This window comes from Wohlfahrtiimonas sp. XWW7, assembly GCF_056716055.1.
The window spans coordinates 1,328,665-1,350,147 of the sequence record NZ_CP168032.1; the positions used below are offsets into that span (position 1 = coordinate 1,328,665).

At 36.9% G+C, this 21,483-nt stretch carries 19 protein-coding genes and 1 tRNA gene; 8 read left to right on the forward strand and 12 right to left on the reverse strand.

All coding sequences use genetic code 11. The features are described from left to right. Nucleotides 1-9 precede the first annotated feature (9 nt). Complete coding sequence (gene ychF / locus ACA100_RS06400; RefSeq protein WP_481076885.1) at nt 10-1,101, forward strand: redox-regulated ATPase YchF; 1,092 nt, start codon at nt 10-12, stop codon at nt 1,099-1,101. Nucleotides 1,102-1,236: 135 nt separating this feature from the next. Here the strand turns inward: ychF and hisIE are convergent, their stop codons facing one another. Genes hisIE through hisG form a run of 7 tightly spaced genes read right to left on the reverse strand, consistent with a single transcriptional unit; the run spans nt 1,237 to nt 7,684 of the window. After that, nucleotides 1,237-1,863 carry a bifunctional phosphoribosyl-AMP cyclohydrolase/phosphoribosyl-ATP diphosphatase HisIE gene (gene hisIE, locus ACA100_RS06405; protein WP_481076886.1) on the reverse strand — a complete coding sequence of 209 codons (627 nt, stop codon included), beginning with the start codon at nt 1,861-1,863 and terminating at the stop codon, nt 1,237-1,239. Then, nucleotides 1,856-2,629, reverse strand: coding sequence for an imidazole glycerol phosphate synthase subunit HisF (hisF, locus tag ACA100_RS06410; protein WP_481076887.1), 774 nt, complete (start codon nt 2,627-2,629; stop codon nt 1,856-1,858). The genes hisIE and hisF overlap by 8 nt, the downstream gene beginning before the upstream one ends. Then, nucleotides 2,614-3,348, reverse strand: a complete 735-nt coding sequence (gene hisA, locus ACA100_RS06415) for a 1-(5-phosphoribosyl)-5-[(5-phosphoribosylamino)methylideneamino]imidazole-4-carboxamide isomerase (protein ID WP_481076888.1) — start codon at nt 3,346-3,348, stop codon at nt 2,614-2,616. The genes hisF and hisA overlap by 16 nt, the downstream gene beginning before the upstream one ends. Continuing rightward, on the reverse strand, nt 3,345-4,430 hold the full coding sequence (hisB, locus tag ACA100_RS06420; protein WP_481076889.1) for a bifunctional histidinol-phosphatase/imidazoleglycerol-phosphate dehydratase HisB: 1,086 nt from the start codon (nt 4,428-4,430) through the stop codon (nt 3,345-3,347). Before hisB ends, hisA begins: the two co-directional genes overlap by 4 nt. A 10-nt stretch (nt 4,431-4,440) precedes the next feature. Further along, complete coding sequence (gene hisC, locus ACA100_RS06425; protein ID WP_481076890.1) at nt 4,441-5,490, reverse strand: histidinol-phosphate transaminase; 1,050 nt, start codon at nt 5,488-5,490, stop codon at nt 4,441-4,443. A gap of 2 nt (nt 5,491-5,492) precedes the next feature. After that, nucleotides 5,493-6,785 carry a histidinol dehydrogenase gene (gene hisD, locus ACA100_RS06430; RefSeq protein WP_481076891.1) on the reverse strand — a complete coding sequence of 431 codons (1,293 nt, stop codon included), beginning with the start codon at nt 6,783-6,785 and terminating at the stop codon, nt 5,493-5,495. Nucleotides 6,786-6,787: 2 nt separating this feature from the next. Further along, entirely contained in the window at nt 6,788-7,684 is an 897-nt protein-coding gene (gene hisG / locus ACA100_RS06435; RefSeq protein ID WP_481079110.1) for an ATP phosphoribosyltransferase, read from the reverse strand. A 166-nt stretch (nt 7,685-7,850) separates the two neighbouring features. On the opposite strand from hisG, the gene ACA100_RS06440 reads away from it, so the two are divergent. The 4 genes from ACA100_RS06440 (at nt 7,851) to ACA100_RS06455 (ending at nt 12,028) form a co-directional block, all read left to right on the forward strand. After that, entirely contained in the window at nt 7,851-9,218 is a 1,368-nt protein-coding gene (locus tag ACA100_RS06440; protein ID WP_481076892.1) for a hypothetical protein, read from the forward strand. 9 nt (nt 9,219-9,227) lie between these two features. Further along, the gene (locus ACA100_RS06445) at nt 9,228-10,619 is read left to right on the forward strand and encodes a hypothetical protein (RefSeq protein ID WP_481076893.1); all 1,392 of its coding nucleotides are present in this window, start codon (nt 9,228-9,230) and stop codon (nt 10,617-10,619) included. 90 nt (nt 10,620-10,709) lie between these two features. Further along, on the forward strand, nt 10,710-11,888 hold the full coding sequence (locus ACA100_RS06450; protein WP_481076894.1) for an MFS transporter: 1,179 nt from the start codon (nt 10,710-10,712) through the stop codon (nt 11,886-11,888). A 75-nt stretch (nt 11,889-11,963) separates the two neighbouring features. Further along, nucleotides 11,964-12,028: transfer RNA gene (locus tag ACA100_RS06455), tRNA-Met, on the forward strand. 17 nt (nt 12,029-12,045) lie between these two features. On the opposite strand, the gene ACA100_RS06460 is transcribed toward ACA100_RS06455, so the two are convergent. Then, on the reverse strand, nt 12,046-13,125 hold the full coding sequence (locus tag ACA100_RS06460; protein WP_481076895.1) for an alpha/beta hydrolase: 1,080 nt from the start codon (nt 13,123-13,125) through the stop codon (nt 12,046-12,048). A gap of 118 nt (nt 13,126-13,243) precedes the next feature. After that, entirely contained in the window at nt 13,244-13,600 is a 357-nt protein-coding gene (locus tag ACA100_RS06465; RefSeq protein WP_481076896.1) for a TM2 domain-containing protein, read from the reverse strand. A gap of 318 nt (nt 13,601-13,918) precedes the next feature. On the opposite strand from ACA100_RS06465, the gene ACA100_RS06470 reads away from it, so the two are divergent. Genes ACA100_RS06470 through ACA100_RS06480 form a run of 3 tightly spaced genes read left to right on the forward strand, consistent with a single transcriptional unit; the run spans nt 13,919 to nt 16,237 of the window. After that, nucleotides 13,919-14,656, forward strand: coding sequence for a methionine ABC transporter ATP-binding protein (locus tag ACA100_RS06470; protein WP_481076897.1), 738 nt, complete (start codon nt 13,919-13,921; stop codon nt 14,654-14,656). Nucleotide 14,657: 1 nt separating this feature from the next. After that, nucleotides 14,658-15,341, forward strand: a complete 684-nt coding sequence (locus tag ACA100_RS06475) for a methionine ABC transporter permease (protein WP_481076898.1) — start codon at nt 14,658-14,660, stop codon at nt 15,339-15,341. A gap of 41 nt (nt 15,342-15,382) precedes the next feature. Then, nucleotides 15,383-16,237: a MetQ/NlpA family ABC transporter substrate-binding protein gene (locus tag ACA100_RS06480; RefSeq protein ID WP_481076899.1), complete on the forward strand. Its 855-nt coding sequence runs from the start codon at nt 15,383-15,385 to the stop codon at nt 16,235-16,237. A gap of 71 nt (nt 16,238-16,308) precedes the next feature. Here ACA100_RS06480 and ACA100_RS06485 read toward each other — a convergent pair whose 3' ends face one another. The 3 genes from ACA100_RS06485 to ACA100_RS06495 are packed head-to-tail and all read right to left on the reverse strand — an operon-like array spanning nt 16,309 to nt 21,118. Beyond that, nucleotides 16,309-18,726 (reverse strand): DnaJ domain-containing protein, encoded by a 2,418-nt coding sequence (locus tag ACA100_RS06485; RefSeq protein ID WP_481076900.1) that lies wholly within the window; start codon nt 18,724-18,726, stop codon nt 16,309-16,311. Then, a complete protein-coding gene (locus ACA100_RS06490; protein ID WP_481076901.1) occupies nt 18,726-19,436 on the reverse strand; it encodes a DUF1266 domain-containing protein in 711 nt (236 codons plus the stop codon). Before ACA100_RS06490 ends, ACA100_RS06485 begins: the two co-directional genes overlap by 1 nt. Continuing rightward, a complete protein-coding gene (locus ACA100_RS06495) occupies nt 19,433-21,118 on the reverse strand; it encodes an Hsp70 family protein (RefSeq protein WP_481076902.1) in 1,686 nt (561 codons plus the stop codon). Before ACA100_RS06495 ends, ACA100_RS06490 begins: the two co-directional genes overlap by 4 nt. Between the last annotated feature and the right edge of the window lie 365 nt (nt 21,119-21,483).

Genomic DNA, 21,483 nt, shown 5'->3' on the forward strand with positions numbered 1-21,483 from the left:
GAATAATTTATGGCAATTCAGTGTGGTATTGTAGGGCTTCCTAATGTTGGTAAATCAACACTTTTTAATGCGCTCACCAATGCAGGGATCGATGCTGCAAACTATCCATTCTGTACAATCGAGCCAAATGTTGGTCGTGTGAATGTTCCAGATCAACGCATTCAACCATTGGTTGATATTGTTAAGCCTGAAAGAGTACAACAAACATTTGTAGACTTTGTGGATATTGCTGGCCTTGTTAAAGGTGCATCACAAGGTGAAGGTTTAGGTAATCAATTTTTAGCAAATATTCGTGAAACAGATGCGATTGCGCATGTTGTGCGTTGTTTTGAAAATGATGACATCATTCATGTATCAGGCAAAATTGATCCGATTGATGACATTGAAGTGATCAATACTGAATTAGCATTGGCGGATTTAGCATCTGCTGAAAAATTTTTACATCGTGTAGAAAAAATTGCAAAAAGTGGTAACAAAGATGCACAAGCACAAGTGGCTGTGTTGAAAAAAATCATTCCAGTATTGGATGAAGGCAAAAGTGTGCGTTCATTGAGATTGGATGAAGATGAAAAATTGTTGATTCGCGAATTGCAATTTTTGACGATTAAACCTGTCATGTATATTGCCAATGTGAATGAAGATGGTTTTGAAAATAATCCATTATTAGCAAAAGTTGAAGAATACGCAGCAGCAGAAGGTTCGTTTGTTGTGCCAATTTGTGCGGCAATTGAGTCAGAGATCGCTGAGTTGGATGATGAAGATAAAGAAGATTTCTTATCTGAAATGGGCTTTGATGAACCAGGTTTGAATCGCGTGATTCGTGCAGGTTATTCATTGTTGAACTTAGAGACTTATTTTACGGCTGGTGTGAAAGAAGTACGTGCTTGGACGATTAAAAAAGGTTCAACAGCACCACAAGCAGCTGGCGTGATTCATACAGATTTTGAAAAAGGCTTTATTCGTGCAGAAGTGATTGCTTATGATGATTATGTTGCATTGAAAGGCGAAGCTGGCGCGAAAGAAAAAGGTAAAATGCGTTTAGAAGGTAAAGAATACATCGTACAAGATGGCGATGTTATGCATTTTAGATTTAATGTATAGTCATTATTTGAAAAATATTACAGATCTCTCCCGAAGGGAGAGATCTCATTAGTACTTTTTAGTATTGAATAAAAACCCCGCTGAGTTATACCTTCAGCGGGGTTCTTTGATGAGAAGATAAAACAAAACGTTGGATTATTTTTTATGGCGTTGTTTCAAAACTTCCAATACGCCACCCCAAGCTAAGTCTTGGTCATGCAATAATATTGTTGTGTGATAGAGAAGATCGGCGACTTCATTGAGGATTTCTTCCTTATCTTCCGCCATGGCTGCCAAAGCAACTTCAACGCCTTCTTCACCAACTTTTTGAGCGATTCTCTTTTTACCAACAGCGTATAAAGAAGCAGTGTAAGAGGTTTCTGGATCTGCATCTTTCCGTTTATCAAGCATCTCTTCAAGTTCACTGAAGAAAACCCAAGGCAAATCAGAAGAAATACGACTAAAACAACTTTTTGTGCCTAAATGACAAGTGTTACCTTTAGGAATGACCGTGATCAGTAAAGTATCGAGATCACAATCTAAAGCGTAATCAACGGCTGTTAAATAATCGCCAGAAGTTTCACCTTTTGTCCATAAGCGCTGTTTTGTACGGGAAAAGAAGGTGACAATATTTTCATCCAATGTTTTTTGCAAGGCTTCTTTGGTCATTACACCAAACATCAAAACTTCAGATGTTTTATAGTTTTGAATGATGACAGGTAATTGGCCAGAAACCTTATTCCAATCAACGTGATCAATGAGTTTTGAAAATTCTTTAGGCATTGAGCACCTCGACACCATGAGTTCTTAAAAACTCTTTTAATTCACCAATGTGTACTAATTGTTTGTGGAATGCAGAAGCTCCCAATGTGCCCTGTGCATCACCAATCGTGTAAGCTTCTAAAAAGTGTTCTGCAACACCTGCGCCACCCGAAGCTACAATAGGAAGTGTTGTCACACTCGCCATTTTTTTCAATTGGACTAAATCATAGCCTTCACGAACCCCATCTTGATTCATCATATTGAGGACAACTTCACCTGCGCCACGTTGTTCTACTTCACGAATCCAATCTTCTGTACGCCATTGTGTCGCTTTAGTTTTGTTGGGATCACCAGTTAAAGCATAGACAAAGTAATCATTTTTAGCTTCATCGAAATATGAATCGATGCCCACAACGATTTTCTCTTTGCCAAATTTTTCTGATAACTGATTGATCAAATCAGGATTGGCGAGAGCAGGGGAATTAATAGAAACTTTTTGTGCACCATTGGCAAATACAATTTCCGCATCTTCGATAGATTTAATGCCACCTGCGACGCAAAGAGGCACATTGATCACATCCGCAACATTACGAATCCAAGATTTATCCACCAAAGCATCTCTTGTAGAGGCTGCAATGTCATAAATCACAATTTCATCGGCGCCTTCTTTGTTGTAGCGTTTGGCTAATTCAACAATATCACCCATGATTTCATGATCTTTAAATTGAGTACCTTTAACAACAACACCATCTTTTACATCTAGGCATGCGACTATTTTTGCAAGCATGCGATTGCCTCCTTGGTTGTGAATTTATTTTCTAGTAAAGCTCGGCCAACAATGACACCGTAAACATCTGATTTGCTCAATGTTTCCAAATCTTTTAAGCCACCAATGCCACCAGATGCTTGGAAATTGATGTCAGGATATTTTTTCACGAGCTCTTTATACAATTTGACATTGGAGCCTTGAAGCATGCCATCTTTAGAAATATCTGTGCAAAGCACATGTTGTAAGCCAACTTCTTGGAAATTTTCTATAACATCTTCAATGGTTTGATCTGTTGTTTCTAGCCAACCGCTGATGGCGATGAGCTTTTTGCCATTTTCAATGCGAGTATCTAAGGCTAATACGAAACTATCTGCACCAAACTCTTGAAACCAAGATTTAACTTCTTCAGGATTTTGGATAGCCGTAGAGCCAACAACAACGCGCTCAACACCAATGTCTAATAGTTTTTGTACATCTTCTATAGTGCGAATGCCACCGCCCACTTGGATGGGGGCTTTCACGCCTTCTACGATATGTTTAATGGTGAATAATTGGCGTTGTGCGGGATCTTTTGCGCCATCTAAATCCACGAGATGAAGATATTTTGCACCTTGTGATACATATTCTTCAAATTGTTCAATGGGAGATGCGGTGAACTTGGTTTGTTTATCGTAATCACCTTGTTGCAATCTTACAATTTGACCATTCATTAAATCTAACGCAGGAATTATTATCATAGTAGCCCTTTAGAACTTGGTAACTCAGTACCTTCAACTTTAATCGCTTGGCGAAGTGTTCTGCCAAACACCTTAAACAGAGATTCAATTTTGTGATGGGTATTTTTCCCTTTCACTTTTAAATGCAGCGTACAACGTAAAGAATAAACTAAAGACTTGAAGAAATGTTCTACCATTTCTGTGCTAAAAGTTCCAATCATATCGCGTTTAAATTTTGCATCGAACTCTAAATGAGGGCGGCCAGAAAGATCTAAAGTACAAAAAGCTTTGCATTCATCCATTGGCAAAACGAAGCCAAAACGTGCAATGCCGCGTTTATCACCCAATGCTGCACGTAATGCTTCTCCTAAAGCAATGGCTGTATCTTCTACTGTGTGATGATCATCAATCTCAATATCACCTTTGACATCCACAGTCATTTTAAAACCACCATGTGTGGCAATTTGATCCAACATATGATCAAAAAATGGCAAACCTGTATTGATTGTATTAGCGCCTGTTTCATCTAAAGAGACAGAAACTTTGATGTCCGTTTCTTTAGTGCTGCGCTCAATATAACCTGTGCGAGGTTCATAACTGATGTTTTGCTTCTGTGGCATTAATTTTTCCACAATCAAATCCCAGTCCAACTTCTCAGGATGGTATTGAAGTGCTGGAATGCCCATGTTTTTCGCTAAAGTGACATCCGTTTCACGATCACCAATCACATAGCTATGATTAGGATCAAATAGTTTTTCATCCAAATAGCGCTGAACCAAACCTAATTTTGGTTTACGACAATCACAATTTTGGCTCTCAAAATGTGGACAAATCAATACATCATCAAAAGTGATGCCTTGCAATTTGAAATGTTCCATCATTTTATTGTGAGGTAGATCAAAATCAGCATGAGGATAGGATTCTGTTCCCAAACCATCTTGATTACTCACCATAACAAAGCGATAACCTGCTGTTTGTAAAGCGAGCAGAGCAGGGATGACTTTAGGTTCAAAAATTAATTTCTCTAATGAATCAATTTGAAAATCTGTTTTTGGCTCATCAATCAATGTGCCATCACGATCAATGAATAAAATATTTTGCATAACAATCATCCTAATTATATTTGGTGAGTACTTGTAGTACGCGTTTCATCTCATTCTCAGTACCGATGCTAATGCGTAAACAATTGTTTAAGATACCTGATTGTTTTTTCACATAAATATGTTCGGTTTTTAGAAGTTCATAGACTTTTGCTGCATCTGTCATTTCAACTAAGATGAAATTAGCATCACTCGGATGAATTTTGACAACAAAAGGCAGCGTAGATAAAGCTTCCACAAATACAGTTTTATTTTGCTTGATCTGTTTAACAGCAGTACGCATGTATTCGATGCCATCTTGACTGATGGCTTGTTCTGCAATTTCAATCACTGGCGTTGGTAATGGATAAGGTGCGATTACTTTTTGTAGTGAACGGATCAAATCTGTATTGGCAACCGTAAAGCCACAGCGAATTCCCGCCACACCAAATGCTTTGGACAATGTGCGAATGATCGCAAGGTTTGGGAATTCTACCAATCGTTTTGCAAAACTTTCTCTATCAGAAAATTCAATATAAGCTTCATCTAGCACAACAATGGTTTGATCGCTCACACCATTCAATACAGCTTCAATATCCGTAACTTTCATCAAATTACCTGTTGGATTATTGGGCGAACAGATGAAGACAACTTTGGCATTTTGTGCGGCTGATAAAAATGCAGGTACATCCACTTGGAAATCTTTTGTTAATGGTGCTTCTAACACTTTAGAGCCCACGACATAAGAGTCAATGGCGTACATACCAAATGTTGGCGGCGAGAATAAAATGGCATTTTCATCATTACAGAACGCTTCTATGATGAGTTTAATCGCTTCATCGCCGCCTAGAGAAACTAATAGATTTTCAGGCTGAACGCCAATATATTGAGCATAGCTTTCTAACAGTGCTTGCGGTTGCGGTTCAGGATAACGGTTAAAGTATTTATTGGATAAACGGTATTCTCGCGGATAAGGATTTTCATTGGCATCTAAATAGATGGCTTCTGAATCTTGATCTCTTGGTGCAACACTATAGGGCACCAATGTTTGGATGGATCGTTTCTCTTTATCTGTCATCGACATTTTTATTCTCCTAGGATAGTTTTGAGCCTAATATCTACTGCTAGTTTGTGGGCATCTAATAATTCTTTTTCTGCTAATAGAGATACCACAGGGCCCAAATCTTTTAAACCATCTTCGGAAATTTCTTGAACTGTCATACGTTTACTAAAATCGGCTAAACCTAAGCTTGAAACTGTTTTGGCATAACCATAGGTTGGCAATACATGGTTTGTGCCAGATGCATAATCTCCCATGGATTCTGCTGAATATTGACCTAAAAACACAGAGCCTGCATGCTGAATATCATCGAGTAAATTGCGTGCATCATCAGTTTGAATGATTAAGTGCTCAGGCGCATATAAATTACTCACAATAACGGCCTCATTCAATGAATCAACAATAATTGTTGTGCTGTTTTTTAATGATTCAAGCGCCGTATCTTTGCGAGATAGTTGGTTGAGCCAATAATCTAAAGCAACATTCACTTTATCTGCCATGGCTTGGGATGTCGTTACTAAAATTACTTGTGAATCTGTACCGTGTTCCGCTTGGGATAATAGATCAGAAGCCACAAAGTCAGGATTTGCATTATCATCAGCGATCACTAAAACTTCAGAAGGGCCCGCAGGCATATCAATGGCTGCACCATTCATCATTTGGCTCACTTGGCGTTTCGCTTCTGTGACATAGCTATTACCTGGTCCAAAGATTTTATCTACTTTTTCGACTTTTTCTGTGCCTAAACCAAGGGAAAATACAGCTTGAGCACCGCCCATTGTATAAATTGTATCAATGCCACATAGCTTTGCAGCATAGATAATTTCATCCGCAATGGTTGGCGGAGAAGCCAATACAATGCGTTTGCAGCCTGCAATTTTCGCAGGAATGGCGAGCATTAATACCGTAGAGAAGAGCGGCGCTGTACCACCTGGGATGTATAAACCCACTTTTTCAATTGGGCGCGTCAATACTTCACATAAAACGCCTTTTTGCGTTTCGATTGAAATAGGCTCGGGCTTTTGTGCTGCATGAAATTTATAAATGTTGCTATATGCATTTTGTATGGCTTGTTTAAATTCATTGGATAAGTTTTTCTCAGCTTCTGCGAATGCAGCTTGTGGTAAAACAACATCAGTTAATGTGGTTTTATCAAATTTTTCAGTGAAGCGAATTAAAGCTGTATCACCTTCTTGTTGAATCGCATCGCCAATGGCACGAACATTATTTTCTAAACTTTGTGCGCTCATTTGAACAGGGCGCTGTAAAACTTGTGATTGCTCTTGGGTGGATAAATTTTTCCAAACTACGGTACGCATTGTTACTCCATCATTTTTTCAATAGGTAAAACTAAAATTGAACTGGCGCCTTTAGCTTTTAAGGCTTCCATTGTTTCCCAAAATAGAGATTCTGTGCTGACCATATGTAGCGCTACGCGGCTTTTATCATTGCCCAATGGTAAAATTGTTGGGGTTTCTGCACCTGGTAATAAGCTACAGATTTCATCTAAGCGATCTTTAGGCGCGTGGAGCATGATGTATTTTGATTCAACAGCTTGTGTTACGCCTTGGATGCGCGTCATCAATTTATTAATGAGCGCTTGTTTTGCGTCATCCATTGTATTTGTGGATTGAATAATCACAGCTTTAGAACGATAGATGACATCCACTTCGCGTAAGCCATTGGCTTCCAATGTTGCACCTGTTGAAACTAAATCACAAATCGCATCCGATAAACCTGCGCGCGGTGCAACTTCTACTGAACCGTTCAGCATAGATGTTTTGAATGGCACATTTTTACCATCTAAAAAGCGCTTCAATAAGTAAGGATATGATGTCGCGATGCGCATATCTTTTAACGATTCCACAGATTCATATGGCATTTCTTTAGGGATCGCGAGTGATAATCTACATCCACCAAAAGGTAATTCTTTTAATGTGATGTAATCGTTATCCATTTTGCCTTCTCGGCTTAAGCTCTCTTCTTCTAAAACATTTTGCCCAATGATGCCAATATCAACAACGCCATCAAAGACTAAACCTGGGATATCATCATCACGTACACGGAGAATATCAATCGGCATATTTTCCACATGAACAATGAGCTTATCTTTTTGTATGATCATTTTTAAGCCGCACTGTTTAAAGAGAGCTTCAGATTCTTGACTCAAGCGACCAGATTTTTGGATCGCAATTTTTAAGCGTTGGGATTGCATAATCTTCCTTTGATTTTTGAATTATCTTAGTACTGTACTATTAAGATAGTACGCTTGAAAAATTATTATGCAACCTCTTTTGTGTGAGGAATTGAAAATATTTTATTGAAATGGGCTATAATCAAAGTTTTACAATATCGCTAATTAATTGTTTAATAATAAATAAATTATGAAAAAATCTATCATTTGCACAACATTAATTATTTTGGGTTTAACATCTTTTTCGGTGGCGGAAGAGCAAGTAGAGCTATTGCCTGAAGTGAAGGAGTTGATCACACCAAAGCCATTGGATCCAAAATTATTGGAAAATAGTTTTTCCGCTGGCTTATTAGGGCTTTTGTATCCTTCTGATGATTATTATGAAGTTGCTCAGCAAACAGTTAAAGCTAATTATGATATCTTGATGGATAAAGAGTCATCCAAAAAACTAATCTCAATGAAAGATCAATTGCCTGAAGGGCAAGCGATGTTAGCTTGGTCAGAAAATATAAATCAATTGTATGATGAGTTGTTGTTATGTTCTGAATATATGGCGAAAAACTGCTTTACTAAAACTATTCAATCTCGTGATCAAATCGAACAATTATTGTTAGATAATCAGAAATTATTGCAGCGTTATCATCATATTGTTAAAAACTCGGATAAACATACTGATCTATCTTTATTATCTGATGGTTCGGAATACAATGATTTTTCAATGGATGCTTTATCCAGTTATCATCATATTCCTAGAGTTATTCGATTAACTCTTAATCAAGTTATTTTGCAACTCAATGACTATCAGATTAAACAAGCGATTGAGAATCTTCAGGATGTTGAACGAGGTATAAGATTATTAACACCAGATAATGAAATTGTCGGTTTGATTCCTCAAATGTTGGGAGTAGCTTATCGCTCATATTTAGATCTTTATTTGAATGCTATTTTAGATGAAGGTTTATTGATCAATGAATTGAATAATTCAGATGTAGTTGAATTATTTCAGCCTTATCCTGAGCAATATCGTAAGAATCTTATTAAAACAATGGAAGCTGAAGTAAAGTGGGTATTAAATCACTTTATAAAAAATAATAAGAACACTATTAGTAATGAAGCTCTAAATCAAGGATATATCTTTAACCAAAAACTAATTGAATCAATTAGAAATAATTCTTTTGCAGATCAAAAAGAGCAATTAATTAAAGAATGTGAAGTTTTAAATAGACAATATGAAGATATTTGTAGTGTATTTGTTTTTGAAGATTATTTGGCGCGTTATGATACACAAAGTAATTATCACAATATGGTTTATCTTAAATATTTAATTTTGCGAGACAGTATTCAGGATCAAGACATTCCTGCATTTTTGAAAACTCAAGGTGAAATTGCAATTGATCCTATCACTCAAGAACCGTTTCAATGGAATGCTGAAGCACGCACTATTTTTATTCCATTACCTGAAAGTAAATACTTACCTGCACAAATTAGAACTGTTGTTACAAATAATCCTGACATTAAAAATTTACAAGTAACGATTCCTCAAAGAGATTCAAAATAAGGAACAATGATGAAAAAATCGCTCATTTTCGCAGCATTAATTATTTTGGGTTTAACATCTTTTTTAGTGGCAGAAGAGCAAGTAGAGCTTTTGCCTGAAGTGAAAGAGTTGATCACGCCAAAGCCATTGGATACTAAATTATTAGAAAATAATCGTTTTATAGCTTTGCTAGGCGCAACTTATGCAAAAGATGATTATTACAATGTAACTAAAACAGCATTTGCTAAAGATTATGCGGCGATTTATGAAGCATTGCCTGAAGTAAATATGTTATCGAGCGAAGAGATTAATCAGATAGCCTTAGAATTAAATAAATTAGATTATTCAAAAGGTTTATTACAATGGCAGGATCCGAAAAATTTCATCAAAATAAATTTATTATGTTTTGAATACAATAACTCACATTGTATTGATCAGATCATTCAGAATCAGTCCAAGATTCAGCAATTGTTGAAAGATAATGAAACATTAATCCAGCGCTATGATGATGTTTTTAGGGATTATCCTATAGCACATACATTGTTTTTTCCTCGTGAAGCTTCAATAATGACGCCGTTGCCTGCATATCAAAATCTTTTGAGTATTATGAAAGCACAATTAGCGAATTCGGTGGTTTTGATTTCAGAAGGGAAGGTTGATCAAGGCATTGAAACATTATTGTTATTGCAAGGACGAATCAATCAAATGGTTTATTTGGAACAGAAAAACAACTTAATTGATGTGATGATTGCAGGTGCAATGCAGCAGATTTTGGATCAGTATTTGGATGCATTATTGAATAGCCAGTATGCAGAACAATTATTGCAACATCCTGAATTTTCGGCATTGATGTTAGCAGGACAAGATTATGCACAGCAAATTCATCCAACAACATTGATCGCATTAAAGCACGAATCACAATTAGCATTTGTTTGGTTTAAGCCAGTATTGGCCAGCCATGATTTATCCGTTGTAGAGCTCAATGATTACTATGTAAAAAAGAGTGAATTGGAAGCGCTATATCAAGTAAATCCTTATGATCCAACGACACAAAAATTGGTGAGAGAGTTGTGCAAAGATGTGACCAATACTTTATTGATGATGGATTGTCGGAATTCAATATGGGAAGTAGGTTATTTAGAGCGCAATGATATTCAAAGAGATTATCATAATATGGTTTATCTGAAATATTTGATCATGAAACATCAAGTTCAAGATGAAGATATTCCTGAGTTTCTAAAATCTCAGGGCGATTTAGCGATTGATCCCATTTCTCAGCAGCCATTTGTATGGAATTCTAAAGAGCGTTCGATTTCATTATCTGGTGTGCAATATAAGCACCTACCTGCAACAATTCGTAGAACAATGCAGAATGATGCTCATTTGAAAACATTGCAAATCGTCATTCCCAATAAGCTGTGAAAATTTATCGCGTGCAATAAATGTAATTTCTGCTTAAATGAATGTCCAAGAATATTTTAGGATATTGTCGTGATAGAGCCGAAAAGTACAATGCAGACAGCTTTTCCAATATTGTTAATGATCGGAATGGCCCACTTATGTAATGATTTAATTCAGTCGATGTTGACGGCGATTTATCCATTATTGCAGGTGAATTTTGTTTTGGATTTTGCCCAAATTGGTATGATCAGCTTGGTGTATCAAATGACAGCATCTATTTTGCAACCAGGGATTGGATTTTTTACTGATCGTCAACCTAAGCCTTATCTATTACCATTTGGTATGTTGGCTACAACAAGTGGAATTACACTGTTGGGTTTTGCGACCGACTATATTCATCTATTAATTGCAGCAGGCATGATGGGCATTGGCTCATCCATTTTTCATCCTGAAGCTGTGAGATTAACACGAATTGCATCGGGTGGAAGATACGGTTTAGCGCAATCTATTTTCCAAGTGGGCGGAAATTTAGGTTCATCATTGGGGCCATTGATCGCGGGTATTATCATCGTTAAGTATGCAAATCAACAGAATATCTTTTGGTTTGCCGCAGTTGGTGTTTTAGCCATTGGCTTATTGACTTATCTTGGGCATTGGGGCAGTCAACATCAAAAAGCCAAACCCAAAGGGCAAACAAAAGAAGTGACATTCCCTTATGGCAAAAATCGCACATTGTGGGCTTTGTTGATTCTTGCAGTATTAATTTTTGCTAAATATTTTTATATGTCGAATTTTACGAACTATTTTAGTTTTTATTTGATCGAGAAATTCCATGTCGAGCGCTCAAATGCTGTTATTTTGGTCTTTATTTTCATGGCATCCATTGCGATTGGTACATTCATTGGTGGACCAATTGGCGATAAAATTGGCAGAAGAAAAGTGATCTGGTTCTCCATGATTGGTGCATTGCCATTCACATTAGCTTTGCCACATTTACCTTTCATTGGTGTGATTATTGCATCTGTATTTATTGGGTTAATATTGGCATCTGCATTTTCGGCGATTGTGGTATTTGCTCAAGAATTAGTGCCAGGCAATGTCGGTATGATTGCTGGCATTTTCTTTGGATTAATGTTTGGGATGAGCGGAATAGGTGCGTTATTTTTAGGCTGGCTCGCTGATAAAACGAGCCTACAAACCGTTTTTGTTTGCACTTCCTTTTTGCCAATCTTGGGATTATTGACAGGGTTATTGCCAACGAAGGAATTAGACTCTATGCAGCAGTGTTAATTTTTGGTGCAAAATGAGTATTGATGATATGAAATGCCTGATAATCGCATCCCTCAACAGACAGAGTATGGACATGTAGCTCAGTTTGTTAGAGTACAGCACTCATCATGCTGGGGTCGGTGGTTCGATTCAACCTGTTAACTTATTCTAGGACGGGTCAATATGATTTATTCACTGTATCGGCAACATTACCTTTCGGATAAATAGAAATAATATACTCTTGAAATTGCTCTGCAATTTTTGGGTCATCCAATCGTTTTAAATAATTTAAAACAGCATCTAAATAAGGTTCACTGGGTTGCATTTCAAAGCCAAGATTTTGGCTCAATTTGGCATAATGTTCTTGGACTAAATTCGGTTGATTAGGAATGTCTTTGATATTAATTTTAATATCATCAAAAACATAACGTAATCCATCTAAGTTACCTTTTAATGGCACAGAGCCATGATCTTCGCCTTCATATTGCTTATATTGATAACTTAAATCTTTAAAAGGCTTGGTTTGAAGATAATCATTGAGCTTTTGAATGCCTTTGTAATGGTTTGAAGTACGCTCTGTATTTTCACTTTCTCCCACTTGTGTGATGAATAGCTTTTTGTTTTGAAAGTCTTTACCTTTGGCATCTTGAAAGCGTTGTAACATGACTTCGTCATCCCACCAAATACTAGGATCATGCACAATATAAGCTTGCATATCTTTTGTGCCATTGAGCATATGATTCAAAGCTGTGATGCCGCCGAAAGAATGACCAATGAGAATATTTAAACCATTGGTACGATATTTTTTCTCAATGGTTGGCATGACTTCATTGTCCAAAAATTGGAAAAATGCCATATTGCCACCCGTTTCTCCAGAAATGCGTTTAACATCTTTGGCTGCAGAATCAAATCGTTGTGCTGTTGGTGTTAAATCACGAGAACGATCAGTATTAATAATGCCCACAATGATCATTTCAGGCATGGAAGGATAGGGCACTTTGGATAATTTTTGAACAAATCCTGTGAGGTAATGAAAGTTATTTTCACCATCTAATAGATAAATGACAGGATAATCTTGACTGGGATATTTTGCATAAGATGAAGGCAAATAGATCTGTATTTCTCTATTTTCGTTAAATATGGATGAAGATACTGTTTGAGTTTCTCCGATAGAGATTTTAGTATTGGCAAAACTGTGTGTAGAAATCTGTGTCGCAATTAAACTGATTGCTAACCATAAAGAAGCTTTCTTCATCATTGTAGGAACATCCTGTTGCGGGAATATAAAACGATAATGATAATCATTATTATTTATATCTGCAACAAAAAGCCATTCTGTACAGAGAATGGCGATGTAGTTTTATTGTATTTTTGCGTTATAAAAGCAGTGATAATTTATTGAAATTAGTTCTTCTTGCTGCACGCATGATTAAAAATAGATCTATCAATGCCCAAATGCCTAAACCGCCCAATGTAATCAGTTTGAGAATCCCTAAACCAATATTGCCGACATAAAAACGATCGATGCCCAATCCACCTAAGAAAAACGAGATGATTAAAGCCAAAATTGGATCTTTTAGTGGGAAAGTTTGCACTGTGATTTGGCGATCTACAGGCAATTTTTGCAACATCTCTTTGAGTGTGAAAATTTGTTCGCTGTTAAATTTATTGGCATTAATATTGATGTAATCATTGGCAAATGCCATTTGTTTTTCTTCTTGTACATTAGACATTATCTTTCTCCATAATGGTATCGCAAATAATAGTGGGCGTAATTATAGCGCGAATTGTTATATTTCAACAGTTTTGCAGTATTATCAATCGGTGAAAAAATTAATTGATAAAAAATGATTGACCAATGGATGGAAAAAGAGTTTAATTTAAAAACTATTTTTTAATAGCGCCGATTTGACACAGATTGCGGGCGAAAAACAGCTAAACAGTGGATGCCGTTGTATTCATACATTGAAAATCCTGCATCAAACGATTTTCCTGTTAAGCCCGTTGTGTTGATCACATCGGGCTTAATTTTTGGTTAGGAGTTTGTTTGTATGATTTTCTTGGACAATATTGCCAAGCAATATCAAAACCAAGATAACACTTGGTTCAGTGCTGTTCGCCCAACAACATTGCGTATTCAAAAGGGTGAGATTTTTGGTTTAATGGGTTACTCAGGCGCTGGAAAATCCACTTTGTTGCGTTTAATTAATTTGCTTGAAAGACCAGATCAAGGCGCTGTTCATGTCGGTGATCAAGATCTCACAAAATTATCTAAAGATGAATTGCGTTTAGCGCGCCAAAAAATTGGCATGGTATTTCAGCAGTTCAATTTATTATCCAATCGTACAGTTGCACAAAACATTGCATTTCCATTGGAGATTGCAGGCTGGAGTAAGCAAGAGATTGAAAAACGTGTCGCAGAATGTTTAGAGATCGTGCATTTAAGTGATCGTATCAATCATTATCCATCACAGTTATCAGGCGGGCAAAAGCAACGCGTTGGGATTGCACGTGCTTTAGCATCTAATCCTTCTGTGATCCTAGCAGATGAGCCAACAAGTGCATTAGATCCTTCCACAACTCGCAGCGTATTAAGTTGCCTAAAAGAGATCAATGAACGCTTCAACGTTACGATTGTGATTGTGACGCACGAAATGAGCGTGATCCGTAATTTATGTCATCGTGCAGCATTGTTAAACCATGGTGATATTGTGGAAATTGTGGAAGTGCAGGATAACCAAATCCATGCACAATCAGCGATTGGTCAAGAGCTGGTGAGAGAGGATTAATATGTTAGAAAGATTCAATGAAGCAGTACAAAGCATTTTAGCCGTTCAAGATGAGATTTTATTAGCCACATGGCAAACATTTGTTATGGTGGGCATTTCTACAGTTTTGGGTGTTTTACTCGGCACCGTATTAGGTATTTATCTCTTTTTAACGGGCAAAAATCAGCTTTTTGCTAATCCTGTTTTGCATCACATTTTAAATGCGAGCGTGAACTTTATGCGTGCATTTCCATTCGTAATTTTAATGATTGCATTGATTCCATTAACAAAAATTGTTGTGGGTAAATCTATTGGACCTGTTGCAGCATCATTTGTTTTAACGGTTTCTGCGGTATTTTATTTTTCACGTTTGGTTGAGCAAAATTTACGTGAAGTGCCTCGTGGAATGATTGAGGCAGCGGAATCAATCGGTGCAAAACCATTCACGATTATTTTTAAAGTTTTGTTATCAGAATGCCGTTCGAGCATGGTTTCAAGCATTACAGTTTTAGCCATCAGCGTTTTATCCTACAGCGCAGCCGCTGGCATGATTGGCGGCGGTGGATTGGGCGATCTAGCGGTGCGTTATGGTTATTATCGTTTCCAAACTGAATTTATCGTGTTCATTGTGGCAGTTTTATCCATCCTAGTGATTTTGATGCAATCCATTGGCAATATGATCGCTAGAAAATTAGATAAGCGTTAATTTTTAAATTAATTCAATTGAGAAAGTTGAGGAGTTTCAACATGAAAAAATTATGGTCAAAAGCATTAACAACCAGCGCATTGGCATTGAGCTTAGTTCTAGCTGGCTGCGGTCAAAGTGATGATAAAAACACAGCAACAGCAGAGAAACCAGCCGAGAAAAAAGAGATCACAATTGGAACAACACCAGGAATGTTTGCGGATATGGTGCGTGATTCTGTGCGTCCTCAAATGGAGAAAAAAGGTTATACCGTTAAATTGGTGGAATTCACTGATTATGTTCGCCCGAACATTGCGTTGGCGGATGGTGATTTGGATATCAACGTATTTCAGCACAAACCTTATTTTGATTTATTCAAAGAGCAACATAAATTAGATTTAATCGAAGTTTTCCAAGTGCCAACGGCACCATTGGGCATTTATCCAGGTAAATTAAAGAATTTTGATGAGTTGAAAGAAGGTAGCACTGTCGCTGTATCTAATGATCCTAGTAATAATGCACGTGCATTGGTCATGTTGGATGAATTGGGCTGGATTAAATTGAAGGAAGGTGTGAATCCTTTGGTGGCTTTGAAAAAAGACATCGTGGAAAATCCTAAAAATATCGAAATCGTAGAATTAGAAGCGGCGCAATTACCACGTGCGCGAGCGGATGTGGATTTTGCCGTGATCAATGGTAACTACGCAATTGACGCTGGCATTCAACCAACAGAAGCATTATTTCAAGAGCCAAGCTTTGCATATGTCAATTGGAGTGCTGTTAAGCCGCAAGATAAAGATGCGCAATGGTTAAAAGATATTGAATCTGCTTATAATTCAGATGAGTTTAAAGCATACATTGATCAAAAATTCCCAGGATTTAAATTGCCAGCAATTTGGGGCGAACAAGCGAAGTAATCATTCCAAAATATTTCACACAATATAGCCTCGCATTGCGAGGCTTTTTTATGAGTCAATTTTATGAATAATTATGGACCAACAAAAAGATACTTCATGAGCTTGGCAATGATGATACATACTGCAATGAAAATCATTTTTGCAGTGTATGATCGCATGAGAAGTTTGTAGAATTGTTTGAAGGGTTGCATAATTTTTCCAAACATCGTTAATGGCTTTTCATTGTGTAAGACAAGCGCCGCCATACGAAGTGCAGTATTATATTCGGACATTTCGGCCATATATTTTAATTTTTTGAGCTCATCTTTACTGAAAGGTTGTTGGCTACGGATTTTATGTTGTAATTGCAAAAGTTCTACAAATGGCGGCACCCAACTTTGGCACTCTTCTGGCACATCACCAGTTTCTATAATATTTTGATAGTATTCGAGTGTTTCAGCCACATTTTCAGATTGATTTTTAAAACGAGCAAGATAATTCTTTAAAGATGTTTTGCGGTTTGCTGTAAGATCTTTTGAGTTAAGCAAAGCAATGGCGAGCAAAATATCGGCATCGTTCATGACTTTTTCAGAGTGATCAGTGATATTGCTCATCATAAAAAGATAGAAGAATTCATAAGCTTTGGATTTTGAGAATTGATCAGCAATATATTGCCAATTATAGTGATAAATATAAAAGATATTGGCATATCGTAGATCTTTTTTTAGATCACTTTCTATGAGCTCTTCCCAAAAGAAATCTGTTTTAAAACATGCTTTATTGTTGGTAATTTTTTTTAACATTTTGAATGCATGATCAAACCATTTGACTCTCGTTTTCGGTAAGGATTTGATTAATTTTCTATGATGATCAAAATGATAAATCTGTTTTGTTCTTGTGAATAAAAATAGCAAAATATTTTGTTGTCGCCATGTATGAATGGTCTTTTGAGCTGCTTGGATATAATTTAATTGACTCTCCGACAAGGTGAATAAATAAGTAAAATATTCACGCATTAATAACGATGGATTGCTTTTATCATGATTACGAAGGTAAAGTCTCATGAAATTATCTGATGCCCAAGGATGCATACGATTCATCCAGCCATAGATAAGATGAATATCCCTTAAAGAGTGATCAACCGATTGCTCGGGCTCAGGTTCATCATATAATTTCAAAGTGTTTTTTGTATGTCGGATGGCAAGTGATGTTTGGAAATATGCCAATAATTGTGTAGCACTGCTTTGGAATGTTTCCAATAACAAATTAGCAATCGGATCATCATATTCATAATCTGTTTTTATGAATGCATCTAAACTCCATTCATCACCATATTTAATGACCCACACAGCATAAAGAAGAGACTGAATGGGATCTGTCGGTTGAGCATTCAATCCACAAGATAAAAAATCAAAGCTACAATTGCCCCAATAATCTTCGATCATTGCTGTCACATCATCTCGTAATACTGATTGAGAAATGAATGATAGCGGTAATGAAACTTGTATAACAGGTTCAAAGCGCAATAATTGATGGTTTTGTAAATGGTTTAAAACATGGTATTTAAAAAAGTGTGCCATGTGGATGAAAGGGAATAGATTGGCATTTTCCAAATAAGCTTGGAAGGCAACGGATAAATGGCAATGTGGATTCAAATCAGTTAATAATTGAATGTAGTGATCACGATCCACCATACGATGAAAATTAATTAAATAATCAACGTCTTTCAGCAAAATATCATCTTTGATTGTTTCTCTAATGGATTGCAGTGCCGCCAACCAAATGGCTTTGGGTTCATCGATCAACATATACCAATGGGCAATCTTGATGATCAATCTGGGATCATTTGGCATAGGGATATTGTGATGAAGATAGAGATAATGAGACAAGTGATGCAATGCACTCGAGCGGCTCTGTTCATTGCAGTTCTGGTAAAACTCTAAAATTTTATTTTGGATGGCTAATGGATAATCCACCAAAAGTTGATGATCTATCAGATCCTCATTCTGGCAACCGTGAATGAAGGATAAAACAACATTGCGACTATGTTCATCAGAATGTTGTTCGTAATATTCCTCCCAGTTAAATCGTTGAATCACGATGCGAGCACAATCATTGGCAAGATAATATTGTTGATTCAGTAACGCTTGCAGCACCCAAAATTGGATATTATCGTAATCATCCAATGATAGATCGTTGATCTCTTCATGAATCCATGTTTCCCAAGCTGAAATCAAAAATCTTCGTTGTGGATCATCCATCAATTGATAAAGCTTTTGAATGGCTTCAGGTGTTTGCGTTTCCTCATTCTCATTAGCGCTGGATTCTGAGCAATCTTCTTCGGAAGATTCTTGGTAATTCAAAGCGCTTTCATAAGCTTCTCGCAGTGCTTTAAAACCTTCAGGATCGCTTTCGGGGTGATGATTTGGCAACGCTTTTCGATAAGCTTTCTTGATGATGCTCTGATCTGTCGTTGGTTCAATGGATAATATTTCCCAGATAGTTTTCATTACCAATTAATCTCCACCATTGATTCTGGCTTTTCGACAGTTTCTAAATAAAGTGCCCAAGGTAAATTTTTACAGTCGGGATCAGCCATTACTTTCTGAAATTGTTCTTGATAGATTGGGCTATTTTGTTGAATGAAAGATAGCTGCCAATCTTCTAACGATTCCATTCCTTCACCATTGAATAACCAATAATGCCAACCAATGAAGTGGCTAGAAAAATATTGTGGCCAATTGGAAAAGAAGTATTGAGTTCGCAATGCCAACTCATAATGAATCCACAATAATTCGTCATAAGTGATCAGTTTTGTATTATAACCAGCGCGTGCTAAAAGGCTCATTCTAGAATAATCCCAAGCACGAATACCACCAGATTGCACTAAATGGCCAGTGGTTTCTACCATATCATCAATGAACTGCATAAAGTTTGTTTTCTCTTCTGCTTTATGTGCTTGCCATTCAGAAGGCAAGCCGCGAGAAAAAATAGCATAAGGTAGATTGGAAATACCTGCATGGCCATTGTCTGTCATACGTTCTATGGTTAATAACAGTGATTCGCGATCATTAATGTCCCAGCCTTTAAAAGCTTCTTCTAAAGAGACATCTGTACTATAAAACTCGGGTTTTGTGTTGCCATTTTCATGATCAATGAATAGATATGAAAATGGCAAACTCAAGTTATAAAACCAGCGTTCTTGTTGTGATAGGCTCATGATAAGTTATCCAGTAATGCATTGATCTCTTTTCTCACTTTTGTGATCTGTACTTCATCTTGCAGATTAAGCATTTCTAAGAATCTTTGGATCCATTCATAGATCATTTCACGTTCATTGCCAGAAGATTTCGCAAAGGCTTCATCTAAGCGTGCCATTAAGGTGCGGTTGGCTAAAGTTTCTCTTGGATGAATTTTTAAATGCTTTAAGCGTTCGCGGCTCTCTATCTTTTGTTCATCGGTTAAACCGACAGGGCTTCGATCAATAGAGTGATTATGATTACTGTCTTGATCATCAAAGAGAATATCTACTTCCAATAAGCCATTAATATCGTAGCTGAAACGAATTTCAAACTGTGTAATGGCATCGCTTTGTGGCAATTTAACATCAAATTTATCCACCAAAATATTGTCTTTAACGAAGGGGCGATCACCTTGATAAACCTCAACATTGATGGACTTTTGTCCAATCGTCATGGCGGAGAAGGGCTTTAATCGAGAAGTGGGAATGATTGTATTGCGCTCTATGATGGGCTGAAAAAGTGCATCATTAGAATTTGGATTATGTACAGCAATGCCCAATGTATATGGACAAACATCAGTTAAAATAAGTTCTTCGATGGTTTCATCTCGTGCGCGGTTGGCTGCTTGAATGGCTGCACCCAACGCAACAACAGTATCGGGATCTAAATGACGAAACGGTAGTTTTTTAAATAACTTAGAAACTAGCTGTTGAATGATGCTAGATTTAGTCGCACCGCCCACAAGAATAACTTTATCAATGTCTGATGCTGATTTTTTGGCATCGCGCAGCGATTTTTCCAACGGCTGACGAATGCGAATCAACAGATCTTGATAGATTTTACTAAGTAAATCATCTGCAATGGTTAATGTGTACGATTGATCTTGCCATTCCCATTCCAATAATTGATGCTTAATGGAATATTGGTATTTGAAAGATTCCACTGTGCTATAAAGTTTTGAGAGTGCTTGTGCGGTTAAATCATTATGGTTGATTGTCCACTCTTTTAATGCATATTGCATGATCGCAGCAGTAAAATCTTCACCGCCTAAATAGTTGTCACCAGTGGATGCATGGATTTCGATTAATGGAACTTCAATGTCCAATAATGTGACATCAAATGTGCCGCCACCTAAATCAAATACAATAATGGTTTCTTCATCGTCGTCATGATCCAGCCCATAAGCCAAAGCGGCGGCTGTCGGTTCGTTGATTAAACGCACAGCATTTAAACCTGCCAATTCGGCTGCAAATCTTGTTTCATTGCGCTGTTCATTACTGAAATACGCAGGTACAGAGATGACAACATCTTTGATATCTTGTTTGAGATAAGTTTCAGCATCTTTTTTCAGAGATTTTAAAACAAGGGCAGATAATTCTGGCGGTGTGAAATTATAATCATCAATTTTGAATTTCTTTTGTGCACCCATAAAACGCTTAAAAGCCGCAAAAGTACGATCAGGGTGTGTGATTAAACGTGATTTGGCAGCTTGCCCAACAAGGATTTGTCCATCATCATCCACACTCACAACGGACGGCGTTAAATATTCATCCAGCACATTGGGAATAAGTTTTGCTTCGCCATCTTTCCATACAGCGATCAATGAATTGGTTGTGCCTAAATCAATGCCAATCAATGGCGTATTTTCTGTATTCGTCATTTGTATTTATCAATTAGCCTATTTTTAATGTGGTCTATTATACGATTTTTTGGCTCAATTTTAGGCTTATTTTTAGGATGAAACGGGGGAATAAACTGAAAATCAACATAGCAATAGAGATATTAATGATGATTAGCAGTATTGATCCATATAGTAAGCCATTTTCTAAATGCACATTGCGCATGCTGAAGAAAAGGATTAAAACAATGTAGGCAATAGCACTTGCGTGAAAGATTTTGTAATATTTGTGGTTAGAAAGTGTGAAAGTATAACAAAATATAATGATGGAAAGTATTAGGGCGTATATGCCTTTTCCCGCAAAAATAAGATATAAGGGCACAACTATAATGTATGGTGTGACGACA